The 13,883-nt window shown below is 67.1% G+C and carries 10 protein-coding genes; 5 read left to right on the plus strand and 5 right to left on the minus strand.

Going from position 1 to position 13,883, the window contains the following annotated elements; translation table 11 throughout:
- The first annotated feature begins 2 nt into the window (after positions 1 to 2).
- Complete coding sequence (locus AAN986_RS05400; RefSeq protein ID WP_047217112.1) at positions 3 to 1,520, plus strand: alkaline phosphatase; 1,518 nt, start codon at positions 3 to 5, stop codon at positions 1,518 to 1,520.
- A gap of 95 nt (positions 1,521 to 1,615) precedes the next feature.
- Positions 1,616 to 2,413 carry a hypothetical protein gene (locus tag AAN986_RS05405; protein WP_047217111.1) on the plus strand — a complete coding sequence of 266 codons (798 nt, stop codon included), beginning with the start codon at positions 1,616 to 1,618 and terminating at the stop codon, positions 2,411 to 2,413.
- A gap of 196 nt (positions 2,414 to 2,609) precedes the next feature.
- Here AAN986_RS05405 and AAN986_RS05410 read toward each other — a convergent pair whose 3' ends face one another.
- The 5 genes from AAN986_RS05410 to AAN986_RS05430 all read right to left on the minus strand — a co-directional run bounded on the left by AAN986_RS05410 (position 2,610) and on the right by AAN986_RS05430 (position 7,200).
- Positions 2,610 to 3,617 (minus strand): tripartite tricarboxylate transporter substrate binding protein, encoded by a 1,008-nt coding sequence (locus tag AAN986_RS05410; protein WP_017407531.1) that lies wholly within the window; start codon positions 3,615 to 3,617, stop codon positions 2,610 to 2,612.
- A gap of 164 nt (positions 3,618 to 3,781) precedes the next feature.
- The gene (locus AAN986_RS05415; protein ID WP_016450985.1) at positions 3,782 to 4,522 is read right to left on the minus strand and encodes an SDR family oxidoreductase; all 741 of its coding nucleotides are present in this window, start codon (positions 4,520 to 4,522) and stop codon (positions 3,782 to 3,784) included.
- Between the two features lie 7 nt (positions 4,523 to 4,529).
- Positions 4,530 to 5,741 carry a 3-oxoadipyl-CoA thiolase gene (gene pcaF, locus AAN986_RS05420; RefSeq protein WP_013800774.1) on the minus strand — a complete coding sequence of 404 codons (1,212 nt, stop codon included), beginning with the start codon at positions 5,739 to 5,741 and terminating at the stop codon, positions 4,530 to 4,532.
- A gap of 71 nt (positions 5,742 to 5,812) precedes the next feature.
- Positions 5,813 to 6,472, minus strand: coding sequence for a 3-oxoacid CoA-transferase subunit B (locus AAN986_RS05425; protein WP_026062883.1), 660 nt, complete (start codon positions 6,470 to 6,472; stop codon positions 5,813 to 5,815).
- Between the two features lie 26 nt (positions 6,473 to 6,498).
- Positions 6,499 to 7,200 carry a 3-oxoacid CoA-transferase subunit A gene (locus AAN986_RS05430; protein WP_012207359.1) on the minus strand — a complete coding sequence of 234 codons (702 nt, stop codon included), beginning with the start codon at positions 7,198 to 7,200 and terminating at the stop codon, positions 6,499 to 6,501.
- An 86-nt stretch (positions 7,201 to 7,286) separates the two neighbouring features.
- On the opposite strand from AAN986_RS05430, the gene AAN986_RS05435 reads away from it, so the two are divergent.
- From AAN986_RS05435 to AAN986_RS05445, 3 genes are all read left to right on the plus strand, one after another.
- Complete coding sequence (locus tag AAN986_RS05435; RefSeq protein ID WP_047217110.1) at positions 7,287 to 8,126, plus strand: IclR family transcriptional regulator C-terminal domain-containing protein; 840 nt, start codon at positions 7,287 to 7,289, stop codon at positions 8,124 to 8,126.
- Between the two features lie 90 nt (positions 8,127 to 8,216).
- The gene (locus AAN986_RS05440; RefSeq protein ID WP_016445555.1) at positions 8,217 to 8,927 is read left to right on the plus strand and encodes a transposase; all 711 of its coding nucleotides are present in this window, start codon (positions 8,217 to 8,219) and stop codon (positions 8,925 to 8,927) included.
- A gap of 188 nt (positions 8,928 to 9,115) precedes the next feature.
- Complete coding sequence (locus AAN986_RS05445; protein WP_047217109.1) at positions 9,116 to 13,846, plus strand: glutamate synthase-related protein; 4,731 nt, start codon at positions 9,116 to 9,118, stop codon at positions 13,844 to 13,846.
- Positions 13,847 to 13,883: the final 37 nt, after the last annotated feature.

Genomic DNA, 13,883 nt, shown 5'->3' on the forward strand with positions numbered 1-13,883 from the left:
ACATGCATCCGATCCTCCAAAAGACCTCCCTCGCCCTGGCGGCGGCCGGCGCGCTGGCGCTGCTGGCGCCTGCAGCCCATGCGGCTGGCGAGGCCAAGAACGTCATCTTCTTCCTCGGCGACGGCATGGGCCCGGTCACCGTGACCGCCGCGCGCATCTACAAGGGTGAAAAGCAGCTGGCCGAAAAGGCCGGCTCCCTGGCCAGCAGCGAACGCGCCACGCTGACCATGCAGTCCCTGCCCTACGCCAGCCGCATCAAGACCTTCTCGCGCGATGGCCAGACCACGGACAGCGCGCCCTCGATGGCCGCCTACATGACCGGCGTGAAGATGAACAACGAAGTCATCTCCATGTCGGCCGAGACCATGGCCTACGCGGCCAACGGCCAGCAGTACATCAACGGCGAGGACACCACCTGCCCGGCCGGCAACGGCCAGCCCGCGCAGACCCTGCTGGAGCTGTCCAAGGCCAAGGGCCGCGCCGTGGGCGCCATCTCCACCACGCGCGTGGGCCATGCGACGCCTGCGGCCACCTATGCCCATATCTGCAACCGCAATGGCTACAACAGCATTGCCGAGCAGTCCGTGCCCGGCCATGCCAACTACAACGCCAGGCTGGGCGACGGCATCGACGTGCTCATGGGTGGCGGCCAGCGCAACTACCTGCCCAAGTCGGTCAACCCCAGCAGCAAGCGCACGGACACGGCCAACCTCGTGGACATGATGAAGGCCAAGGGCTACGCCTATGTTGCCAAGGGCAGCGAGCTGGCGGCCCTGGACGCGACCAAGGCGCCCAAGCTGCTGGGCCTGTTCACGCAAAGCGAAATGGCCTACGAGCTGGACCGCGTCAAGCAAAGGCTGGACGAGCCCAGCCTGTCCGACATGACCGGCAAGGCGCTGGACGTGCTCAGCCGCAATGACAAGGGCTTCTTCCTGATGGTGGAAGGCGGCCGCATCGACCACGCACTGCACGGCACCAATGCCAAGCGCGCGCTGGAAGACACGCTGGCCTTCGACCGCGCCATCGAGACCGCCATGGCCTACATGGAAAAGAAGGATCCGGGCCTGAAGAACACGCTGATCGTCGTCACCGCCGATCACGACCACAACATGGTGTTCAACGGCTACTCCAGGATCGGCAACCCCATCCTGGGCAAGGTGCAGGACTACCAGAGCGGCCAGATGGCCAAGGCCCAGGACGGCAAGCCCTACACCACGCTGGCCTTCGGCAATGGCGGACGTCCCAACGCCACGGCCTCCAGCCAGGTCAATGCCGAAGATGGCAACAAGCCCTGGATCGCGCCCACGCGCGGCGCTGAGCGCCAGGACCTCAGCGTCGTGGACACCACGGACGACAACTACCTGCAGGAGGTGGGCCTGAACCTGGGCACGCCGGGCTCCGAGACCCATGGCGGCGGCGACGTGATGCTGTTCGCCGGCGGCGCGGGAGCCAAGATCTTCAAGGGCACGATGGACAACACCAAGGTGTTCTCCAAGGTCCGCGAAGCCGCTGGCCTGTAATTGTTTTCTCCTTCGTTGGCTGCTTGCCAACCCCTGGCCGGAGCCGTGGCACATGCGTGTGCCCGGCCCCGGTTTTTTCGCATTGGCTGGATTCCATGACGCTTTCCCTTCCGGCGCCGCGCGCGGCGCGCCACATCTACGCGGCCGCGCTGCTGGCCTGTTCCGTCTCCGCAGCATGGGCCGCCGAGCCAGCCAAGGCGGCGGCACCCGTACCCACGGCCGCAGTCCCTGCGGATTCCGTGGCGCGCACCACGGCCGCCGTACAGGCCACGCCCGAGGCCGACCTGCGCATCACCTACGAAGCCATGAGCGTGGGCAGCGACGGCGTGCAGCGCAGCAGCGTCTATACCAACCGCGTCTACCGCCGCAAGGCCCAGCTATGGATAGAGCGCGAAATGCCCGCCGCCCTGCGCCAGAGCCAGGAGCACGGCCATGACCACGCCCACGGCCCGCACGCCGGCCACGCCCATGACGAAGCCCGCGCCGCACCCCTGTCCATACGCCGCGCCGATGATGGCAAGGTGGGCGTGGAAGTCATCCTGGCCAAGCTGCGCCGCGTCATCAGCGTGGACCTGGCCCACCACGGCAACGTGGGCTACGGCGGCTCCTTCGACAACGTGTACTGGATCGTGCCTCCCACCGCGCTGCAGGGCATGGAGCGCGTGGGCAAGCCGCACAACGGCGTGCAGCGCTACCGCGGCAAGGCAGGCGAGCAGACCACTGTCATCGACTGGGACGTGGCCAACCAGTTCGCCCGCCGCGTGGAGCGCAGCGACTCCCACGGCACCGAGCGCATCGTCGTCACCGCCACCAAGCTGCCCGCACCGCTGGCCCAGCCCTGGAAGGCCATCGAAGGCTACGACAAGGGTGACTACTCCGACTTGCTGGATTGAACCCCAGCCCCCAACGCAAAAGAGCTGCCCGAAGGCAGCTCTTTTTTCATTCCAACGCTCAAGCGCACGGCGCAGGAAACCGGCGCAGCCTAAAGCGGGAGACACCGAGGAAGGGCCTGGGCCGGCCGCGCCGCCCCGCACCGAGGGTGTCGTCCCCCTCAGGGGGAAGCCGCGCAGCGGCTCAGGGGGAGGCCAGTTACACCTGCGCTCCAGAGTCTTTTACGACCTTGCTCCACTTCGTCGATTCGGCCTTGATGTAGGCGAGGAATTCGGCTGGCGTATCGATCACGACATCACCTCCCTGGTCGTTGATCTTCTTGACCACGGCCGGGTCCTTGAGCACCTTGGCAATTGCCGTGTACAGGCGCTGCTGCACGGCGGCTGGCGTCTTGGCCTGGGTCCAGAGACCGAACCACGAAGTGGCCTCGTAGCCGGGCACGCCGGCTTCGGCCACGGTGGGCACATCGGGCAGTTCGGGCGAGCGCTTGGCCGTGGTCACGGCGATGGGACGCAGCTTGCCCGAGCGCACATGCTGGATGGCCGAGGGCATGTTGTCGAACATGATGGCGATCTGGTTGCCCAGCAGGTCGGTGATGGCCGGGGCGCTGCCCTTGTAGGGCACGTGCACCATGTCCAGGCCCGTCATGGAGCGGAACAGCTCGCCCGACAGGTGGATGGAGCTGCCGCTGCCCGAGGAGCCGTAGTTCAGCTTGCCGGGGTTGGCGCGCGCGTAGGCGATCATTTCCTTGACGGTCTTGAACGGCTGGCTGGGGTGGGCTACCAGCAGGTTGGGCACGTTGGCCACGCGCGTCAGGGGCGAGAAGTCCTTGATGGGGTCGAAGCCGGGCTTGGCGTAGAGCGCGGCATTGATGGCATGCGTGCCCACGGTGCCCATGAACAGCGTGTAGCCGTCGGCCGGCGCACGTGCGGCGGCCACGGCGCCGATGTTGCCGCCCGCGCCGGGCTTGTTGTCCACGATCACGGTCTGGCCCAGCTCCTGCTGCAGCGCCTGGGCGACGATGCGCGCCAGGATGTCGGTGGTGCCGCCAGCGGCGAAGGGCACGAGGATGGTGATGGGCTTGCTGGGGAAGCCGTCCTGGGCCAGGGCGGCGGTGCCGGACAGGGCGCCGAGCGCGGTCAGGGATGCGGCTGCCAGCGCCTGCAGGCCACGGCGGCGGGTGAAACGGGTGGTTTGATCAAACATCGAGAGGTCTCCTGATTCGGCAATAAGGTGGATGGCCGGACCCGGCAACGCCGGGCTGGGCCAGGGCAATGCCCTGTGTGGCGCACGCCTGTGCAGGCGGGCGCTTCCAGTGGTTCTTCTTGAAGGGGGTTGTGCCTGGGAAGGCGTTCGGCTAAACGGGTCGGTCAGACGGGCGCCACGCCCAGCGTGGTGCCGCCGCAGATGTAGAGCACCTGGCCGGTGACGAAGCCGTTGTCGGGCGACAGGAAGAACAGCGCGGCGCGCGCCACGTCTTCCGGTGTGCCCATGCGGCCCACGGCAATGCTGTTGAGGATGCGCTGGGTCTGCGGCGCGCCTTCGGGGTTGCTCTTGGTGAACAGCTCGGTGGCGATGGGGCCGGGGCCCAGGGCATTGACCGTGATGCGGTCGCGGCCCAGCTCCATCGCCAGGGTGCGCGTCAGGCCGATCAGGCCGGCCTTGGTCGCCGAGTAGACGATGCGGTCGGGCTTGCCCAGCGCGGCGCGCGAGGACATGTTCACGATGCGGCCCTCGCCGCAGGCGCGCAGCGTGGGCAGGAAGGCCTGCACCAGCAGCATGGGCGCGCGCAGGTGCAGTCCCACCACGTCGTCGAGATGCTGGGTGCTGGCGTTGTCGATGGTGCCGGGGCGCGTGGCGCCCGCGTTGTTGACCAGGGCCACCACGTTGTGCGCGGCGGCAATGCGGGCCGCCGCCTCGGCGGTGGCCTGCTCGCTGGTCAGGTCGGCCTGGTAGCTCACCAGCAGCGGATGGCTCCAATCGGGCAGCACGTAGTCGAGGTTGACCACGGCGCGGCCCTGGGCCAGCAGGGCCTCGGCGATGGCGCGGCCGATGCCGTTGCTGGCGCCGCTGACCACGGTGACGGGTGTCTTGTTATCCACGGTGCTCATCGCAGTCTCAGACCTTTTCCAGGATCACGGCAATGCCCTGGCCCACGCCGATGCACATGGTGCACAGCGCGTAGCGGCCGCCCAGCGTGTGCAGCTGGTTCACGGCGGTGGTGGCCAGGCGGGCGCCGGAGGCGCCCAGCGGATGGCCCAGCGCAATGGCGCCGCCCCATTGGTTGACGCGGCGGTCATCGTCGGCAATGCCCAGATCGCGCAGCACGGCCAGGCCCTGCGCGGCGAAGGCTTCGTTCAGCTCGATCACGTCCATCTGCTCCAGCGTCAGGCCAGTCAGGGCCAGCACCTTGCGCACGGCGGGCGCGGGGCCGAAGCCCATGATGCGCGGTGCCACGCCGGCCACGGCCATGCCGACCACGCGGGCGCGCGGCACCAGGTTGTATTGCTGGGCGGCTTCCTCGTTGGCCAGCAGCAGGGCGCAGGCGCCGTCGTTCACGCCGCTGGCATTGCCGGCCGTCACCGTGCCATCCGGGCGCACCACGCCCTTGAGCTTGGCCAGCGCCTCGATGGTGGTGGCGCGCGGATGCTCGTCCTGGCTCACCACGATGGCGTCGCCCTTCTTCTGGGCAATGGACACGGACACGATTTCCTTGGCCAGGTAGCCGGCCGCGATGGCGGCGGCGGCCTTTTGCTGGCTGGCCAGGGCCATGCGGTCCTGGGCTTCGCGCTCGATCTTGAAGTCGTCGGCCACGTTCTCGGCCGTCTCGGGCATGGAGTCCACGCCGTACTGCTGCTTCATCAGCTTGTTGACGAAGCGCCAGCCGATGGTGGTGTCATAGACGGCGTTGCTGCGGCTGAAGGCGCTTTCTGCCTTGGGCATGACGAAGGGCGCACGGCTCATGCTTTCCACGCCGCCCGCGATCATCAGGCGGGCCTCGCCCGCCTTGATGGCGCGCGCGGCCGTGCCCACGGCGTCCAGGCCCGAACCGCACAGGCGGTTGATGGTGGCGCCCGGCACATCGATGGGCAGGCCGGCCAGCAGGGCGGACATGCGTGCCACGTTGCGGTTGTCTTCGCCGGCCTGGTTGGCGCAGCCGTAGAGCACGTCGGCCACGGCCGTCCAGTCCACGCCGGGGTTGCGCTCCATCAGCGCCTTGATCGGCACGGCGCCGAGGTCATCGGCACGCACCGGGGACAGGGCGCCGCCGTAGCGGCCGAAGGGGGTGCGGATGGCGTCGCAGATGAAGGCCTGGTTGGACTGGCTCATGGTGTCTCCTGGAAAAAGAATGAAGAGGTGCCGGGGTGCGCCGCAGCGCACCCACTGGGGGAGCGGAGGGATCAGGCCGTGGCCGTCGCGTCCTTGATGGGCAGGCCCACGATGGACTGCAGCTCGGCGTGCGAGAGGCCGGGCACGGTGTCGATCAGGCGCAGGCCCTCGGGCGTGCATTCCAGCGTGCACAGGTCGGTGTAGATGCGCTTGACGCAGGACAGGCCCGTGAGCGGGTAGCTGCAGGCCTCGACGACCTTGCATTCGCCGGTCTTGGTCAGCAGATCCATCATCACCCAGGTCTGGCGTGCACCCACGGCCAGGTCCATGGCGCCGCCCACGGCGGGAATGGCACCGGCCTCGCCCGTGCTCCAGTTGGCCAGGTCGCCCGTGGCCGAAACCTGGAAGGCGCCCAGCACGCAGATGTCCAGGTGGCCGCCGCGCATCATGGCGAAGCTGTCGGCATGGTGGAAATAGCAGCCGCCCGGCAGCAGGGTGACGGGCTGCTTGCCGGCATTGGTCAGGTCATAGTCCTCCTGGCCTTCGGCGGGCGCCGGGCCCATGCCCAGGATGCCGTTCTCGCTTTGCAGGATGACCTCGCGGCCGGCCGGGATGTGGTTGGCCACCTGGGTGGGCATGCCGATGCCCAGGTTGACATAGGCGCCGTCGAAGATGTCTTCGGCCACGCGCCGGGCCAGCTCTTGCTTGCTGCGTTTCTGGTAGCTGCTCATGCTCTTGCTTTCGGCGGTTGGGGCGCTCATGCGGTTTTCTTGAAGCCGCCGGCCTGGGTGGCCACGCGGTCGATCTTCACGATCTGGCTCACGTAGATGCCGGGCGTGACCACGGCCTCGGGGTCCAGCGCGCCCAGCTCCACGATCTCGTGCACGGTGGCGATCGTGTGCTTGGCCGCCGTGGCCATCACGGGCCCGAAGTTGCGGGCCGACATGCGGTAGGTGAGATTGCCCCAGCGGTCGCCCTTCTCGGCCTTGACCAGTGCCACGTCGCCGTGGATGGGATGCTCCAGCACATAGTGCTTGCCGTTGATCTCGCGCGTTTCCTTGCCGTTGGCCAGCTCCGTGCCATAGGCCGTGGGGCAGAAGAAGCCGCCGATGCCGGCGCCGGCGGCGCGCAGGCGCTCGGCCAGGTTGCCCTGGGGCACGAGTTCCAGCTCGATCTTGCCGCTGCGGTACAGGTCGTCGAACACCCAGCTGTCCACCTGGCGGGGGAAGCTGCAGATGATCTTGCGCACCTGGCCGCTCTTGAGCAGCGCGGCCAGGCCCTGGTCGCCGTTGCCCGCGTTGTTGTTGACCACGGTCAGCTCGCGTGCGCCCTGGGCGATCAGGCCGTCGATGAGTTCGGTGGGATTGCCCGAGGTGCCGAAGCCCCCGATCAGCACGGTGGAGCCGTCCTGGACGCCCGACAACGCCTCGGCGATGGTGTCGGTGATTTTGTTGATCACTTGCTTGTCTCCGGTATGCAGGCCGCTGGCGCTGCGCTAAAATGTTCGTATGTAGAACAAAAGTTCGCAGAAAGAATTATAGGGCCATGGAAAAAAATGCCGCTTCCGTAATTTCCACAGGTGGGGTTGAAGAAGAGGGCGGTACGCCGCGCCCCGGCGACAGCTATGTGCAGTCCTTTGCGCGCGGCCTGGGCGTGATCCGCTCGTTCAGCGCCGAGGCGCCCGCGCAGACGCTCAGCGAGGTGGCGGCGCGCACGGGGCTCACGCGCGCCGGGGCCCGGCGCATCCTGCTGACGCTGCAGACGCTGGGCTATGTGAAGAGCGACGGCAAGCTGTTCCAGCTCACGCCGCGCATCATGGAACTGGGCTTTGCCTACCTCAGCTCCACCCCGGTCTGGAACCTGGCCGAGCCCGTGATGGAAAACCTGGTCGACGAGGTCAAGGAGTCCTGCTCGGCTGCCGTGCTCGATGGGAGCGACATCGTCTATGTGCTGCGCGTGCATACCCACAAGATCATGAGCACCAACCTCAGCGTGGGCTCGCGCCTGCCGGCCTGCTGGACTTCGATGGGGCGCGTGCTGCTGGCCGGCGAGAGCGATGAATCCCTGCAGGCCCTGCTGGATGCGCGCGAGCGCCGGCAGTTCACGGCGCTGACCGAGCAGGACGACGAGCGCCTGCGCCAGCGCATTCTGGAGGTGCGCGCCCAGGGCTGGGCCCTGGTGGACCAGGAACTGGCCGAAGGCCTGATCTCCATCGCGGCGCCCGTGAAGAACGCGGCAGGGCGCACCGTGGCCGCGCTCAACATCAGCGGCCAGGCCAACCGCAACAGCGCCGAGATGATGCGCGTGCAACTGCTGCCCCGGCTGCTGGCTGCCACGCAGCTGGTGAGCCAGCTGCTGAGGGCCTCGTCGCGTCTTTCCCTGTAAAACGGAGTGTGGCGCAGTGCGGCAGCGCGGGGCGGGGCGCTCCATAATTGCCGCTCCACGCCCTGCACCCGCTTGCCTGCACCCAGCACCATGGCCCGCCTGCCCAGACTCACCATTGCGGATCTGCCGCACCACATCATCCAGCTCGGCAACAACGGCGCGGACATCTTCATCGATGCCCAGGACCGGGAGACCATGCTGGGGCTGCTGCGCGAGATGGCGCGCAGCTGCGAGCTGGCCGTGCATGCCTACGTGCTCCTGCCCAGCCAGTTCCACCTGCTGGCCACGCCGCGCACCGACGATGGCCTGCCCAGGTTCATGCAGGCCGTGGGCCGGCGCTATGTCCGCTACTTCAACGACCGCCACGGCCGCAGCGGCACGCTGTGGGAAGGCCGCTATCGCGGCACGGTGCTGCAGCCCAGCTGGCTGCTGCCCACCATGGTCTTCATGGACGACAGCCCCGTGCGCGCCGGCCTGGTCCAGCGGCCGGCCGACTGGCCCTGGTCCAGCTACGCGCACAACGCCGGCTTGCGCAGCGACGCGCTGATCCAGCCGCATGCCGTGTTCTGGGAACTGGGCAACACCCCGTTTGCGCGCGACGCGGCGTATGTGTCGGCCGTGGAAGAGGGCGTCAGCAGCGATGACGGCGAACGCATCAGCCAGTCGGCGCTGCGGGGCTGGGCGCTGGGCGATGAGCAATTCATTGCCGATTTACAACAGCGCACCGAGCGCCGCGTGACCCGCCAGCGCGCCGGCCGTCCGCCAGGACGGACCAATGAGCGCACCACAACAGTGCGTTAGTACCCACTGATGGCCTGCAAGTGCTTGATTCCTCATCGCAGGCCTCTGTGAAATAAATATGTCCCTTATTAATTTCCGATTTTTTTGTTCTGGAATTAATTGGGATCTGACCCTTATATAAATTTATTGCATGAGGTGATGCCTTGCCTTAATCTTGCGTTCCCTGCGAAAAATTTGAGGATTCCGCCATGACGACGGCTGCCGAGATCAAGCATCTCCAAGACCACGGTCTGTACTCCAAGAGCAACGAGCACGACGCCTGCGGCCTCGGCTTTGTTGCGCATATCAAGGGCGTCAAGCGCCATGACATCGTCACCGGCGCGCTCAAGATCCTCGAAAACATCGACCATCGCGGCGCCGTGGGCGCCGACAAGCTCATGGGCGATGGCGCGGGCATTCTGATCCAGATTCCCGACCAGCTCTACCGCGAAGAGATGGCAAAGCAGGGCGTGGCCCTGCCGCCCGCGGGCGAGTACGGCGTGGGCATGATCTTCCTGCCCAAGGAACACGCCTCGCGCCTGGCCTGCGAGCAGGAGATGGAACGCGCCATCAAGGCCGAAGGCCAGGTCCTGCTGGGCTGGCGCGATGTGCCCGTGAACCGCGACATGCCCATGTCGCCCACGGTCCAGGAAAAGGAACCCATCCTGCGCCAGGTCTTCATCGGCCGCGGCGCCGACGTGATCGTGCAGGACGCGCTGGAGCGCAAGCTGTACGTGATCCGCAAGACGGCCAGCGCCGCCATCCAGAACCTCAAGCTCAAGCACAGCAAGGAATACTACGTTCCCAGCATGAGCAGCCGCACCGTGGTCTACAAGGGCCTGCTGCTGGCCGACCAGGTGGGCGTGTACTACAACGACCTGTCCGACGAGCGCTGCGTCTCGGCCATCGGCCTGGTGCACCAGCGCTTTTCGACCAACACCTTCCCCGAGTGGCCGCTGGCCCACCCCTACCGCTACGTGGCCCACAACGGTGAAATCAACACCGTGCGCGGCAACTACAACTGGATGCTGGCGCGCGAAGGCGTGATGGCCTCGCCCGTGCTGGCCGAGGACCTCAAGAAGCTCTATCCCATCAGCTTCGCCGGCCAGTCCGACACGGCAACGTTCGACAACTGCCTGGAACTGCTGACCATGGCCGGCTACCCCATCAGCCAGGCCGTGATGATGATGATTCCCGAGCCCTGGGAACAGCACGAGTCCATGGACGAGCGCCGCCGCGCCTTCTATGAATACCACGCCGCCATGATGGAGCCCTGGGACGGCCCGGCCTCCATCGTGTTCACCGACGGCCGCCAGATCGGCGCCACGCTGGACCGCAACGGCCTGCGCCCCTCGCGCTACGTGATCACCGATGACGACCTGGTCATCCTGGCGTCCGAAGCCGGCGTGCTGCCCGTGCCCGACAGCGCCATCGTGCGCAAGTGGCGTCTGCAGCCCGGCAAGATGCTGCTGATCGACCTGGAGCAGGGCCGCCTGATCGAGGACGACGAGCTCAAGGCCAACATCGTCAACACCAAGCCCTACAAGCAGTGGATCGAGAACCTGCGCATCAAGCTGGGCAGCGTGGGCGGTGACACCCATGCCGGCCCCGAGGCCGCCAGCCTGCCGCTGCTCGAGCGCCAGCAGGCCTTCGGCTTCACGCAGGAAGACATCAAGTTCCTGCTGGCCCCCATGGCCAAGAACGGCGAGGAAGGCATCGGCTCCATGGGCAACGACAGCCCGCTGGCCGTGCTGTCGGACAAGAACAAGCCGCTGTACAACTACTTCCGCCAGATGTTCGCGCAGGTGACCAACCCGCCGATCGACCCCATCCGCGAAGCCATCGTGATGTCGCTGGTGTCCTTCATCGGACCCAAGCCCAACCTGCTGGACATCAACCAGGTCAACCCGCCCATGCGCCTGGAAGTGCACCAGCCCGTGCTGGACTTCGCCGACATGGCCAAGCTGCGCGACATCGAACGACACACGCAGGGCAAGTTCAAGAGCGCAACGATCGACATCACCTACCCGCTGTCCTGGGGCAAGCAGGGCGTGGAAGCCAAGCTGGCATCGCTGTGCGCGCAGGCCGTGGACGCCATCAAGGGCGGCGCCAACATCCTGATCATCAGCGACCGCCATGTGAGCGCCACCCAGGTGGCCATCCCCGCGCTGCTGGCGCTGTCGGCCATCCACCAGCACCTGGTGCGCGAGGGCCTGCGCACCACGGCCGGCCTGGTCGTGGAAACGGGCACGGCGCGCGAAGTGCACCACTTCGCCGTGCTGGCAGGCTACGGCGCAGAGGCCGTGCACCCCTACCTGGCCATGGAAACCCTGGCCGACATGCACAAGGAGCTGGGTGGCGACCTGTCGGCCGACAAGGCCATCTACAACTACGTCAAGGCCATCGGCAAGGGCCTGTCCAAGATCATGTCCAAGATGGGCGTGTCCACCTACATGTCCTATTGCGGCGCCCAGCTGTTCGAGGTGATCGGCCTGAACAGCGACACCGTGGACAAGTACTTCACCGGCACGGCCAGCCGTGTCGAGGGCATCGGCGTGTTCGAGATCGCCGAGGAAACCATCCGCAACCACCGCGCGGCCTTCGGTGACGATCCCGTGCTGGAGACCATGCTGGACGCCGGTGGCGAATACGCCTGGCGCGCCCGTGGCGAAGAGCACATGTGGTCGCCCGACGCCATCGCCAAGCTGCAGCATTCCACGCGCTCCAACAACTGGAGCACGTACAAGGAATACGCCCAGCTGATCAACGACCAGAGCAAGCGCCACATGACGCTGCGCGGCCTGTTCGAGTTCAAGTTCGACCCGGCCAAGGCCATTCCGCTGGACCAGGTCGAGTCGGCCAAGGAGATCGTCAAGCGCTTTGCCACGGGCGCCATGTCCCTGGGCTCGATCAGCACCGAGGCCCATGCCACGCTGGCCGTGGCCATGAACCGCATCGGCGGCAAGAGCAACACCGGCGAAGGCGGGGAAGATCCCCAGCGCTACCGCAACGAGCTCAAGGGCATCCCGATCAGGAAGGGCGAGACCCTGGGCTCCATCATCGGCGCCGACAAGGTCGAGGCCGACATCGAGCTGCAGGACGGCGACTCGCTGCGCTCCAGGATCAAGCAGGTGGCATCGGGCCGCTTCGGCGTCACGGCCGAGTACCTGTCGTCCTCGGACCAGGTGCAGATCAAGATGGCCCAGGGCGCCAAGCCCGGCGAAGGCGGCCAGCTGCCCGGCGGCAAGGTGTCCGACTACATCGGCAAGCTGCGCCACTCCGTGCCCGGCGTCGGACTGATCTCGCCCCCGCCCCACCACGACATCTACTCCATCGAGGATCTGGCCCAGCTGATCCATGACCTGAAGAACGTGGCGCCGCACGCCGACATCTCGGTCAAGCTCGTGTCCGAAGTGGGCGTGGGCACCATCGCGGCCGGCGTGGCCAAGTGCAAGAGCGACCACGTGGTCATCGCAGGCCATGACGGCGGCACGGGCGCATCGCCCTGGTCGTCCATCAAGCATGCGGGCTCGCCCTGGGAGATCGGCCTGGCCGAGACCCAGCAGACCCTGGTGCTCAACCGCCTGCGCGGCCGCATCCGCGTGCAGGCCGACGGCCAGATGAAGACCGGCCGCGACGTCGTCATCGGCGCGCTGCTGGGCGCCGACGAGTTCGGCTTCGCCACGGCGCCCCTGGTCGTCGAGGGCTGCATCATGATGCGCAAGTGCCACCTGAACACCTGCCCCGTGGGCGTGGCCACGCAGGACCCGGTGCTGCGCGCCAAGTTCTCGGGCAAGCCCGAGCATGTGGTGAACTACTTCTTCTTCATCGCCGAGGAAGTGCGCCAGATCATGGCCCAGCTGGGCGTTGCCAAGTTCGACGACCTGATCGGCCGTGCCGACCTGCTGGACACCCGCAAGGGCCTGCAGCACTGGAAGGCCCAGGGCCTGGACTTCTCGCGCCTGTTCGCCCAGCCCGAAGTGCCCGCCGACGTGGCGCGCTTCCATGTCGAAAAGCAGGATCACCTGCTGGACAAGGCGCTGGACGTGAAGCTCATCGAGCGCTGCAAGCCCGCCATCGAGAACGGCGAGCGCGTGCGCATCATGGAAGTGGCGCGCAACGTCAACCGCTCCGTGGGCGCCATGCTCTCCGGTGCCGTGACGCGCGTGCATCCCGAAGGCCTGCCCGATGACACCATCCGCATCCACTTCGAGGGAACCGGCGGCCAGTCCTTCGGCGCCTTCCTGTGCAACGGCATCACGCTGAACCTGCGCGGCGACGCCAACGACTACACGGGCAAGGGCCTGTCCGGCGGCCGCGTGGTGGTGCATGCCAGCCATGAATTCCGCGGCGACACGACGACCAACACCATCGTCGGCAACACCGTGATGTTCGGCGCCACCAGCGGCGAGGCCTTCTTCGGCGGCGTGGCCGGCGAGCGTTTCGCGGTGCGCCTGTCGGGCGCCACCGCCGTGGTCGAAGGCGTGGGCGACCACGGCTGCGAATACATGACCGGCGGCACCGTGGTGGTGCTGGGCAAGACCGGCCGCAACTTCGCTGCCGGCATGAGCGGCGGCGTGGCCTATGTCTACGACGAGGATGGCCGCTTCGCCGAGCGCTGCAACAAGGCGTCCGTCTCGCTGGACCAGGTGCTGCCCCATGACGAGCACCTGGCCCAGGTCTCGCCTGCCGTCTGGCACCGCCGCGAGACCGACGAGCGCCAACTGCGCGCGCTGATCGAGGCGCACAGCCGCTGGACGGGCTCCAAGCGCGCCCGCGATCTGCTGGACAACTGGGCGGCGGCCCGCTCCAAGTTCGTCAAGGTCTTCCCCAGCGAATACAAGCGTGCCCTGTCCGAGATGTACGAGCGCCAGGTGATGGAAGAGCCCGCCACGCCCGAGGTCGAGGAACACGCCAAGGAGGCGGTGGCCGCCAAATAACAAGGAAGCGAAGGATGCGGGCAGCGGCCCGCACCCA

The organism is Delftia sp. DS1230 (assembly GCF_040112715.1).
GTDB lineage: Bacteria > Pseudomonadota > Gammaproteobacteria > Burkholderiales > Burkholderiaceae_C > Comamonas > Comamonas tsuruhatensis.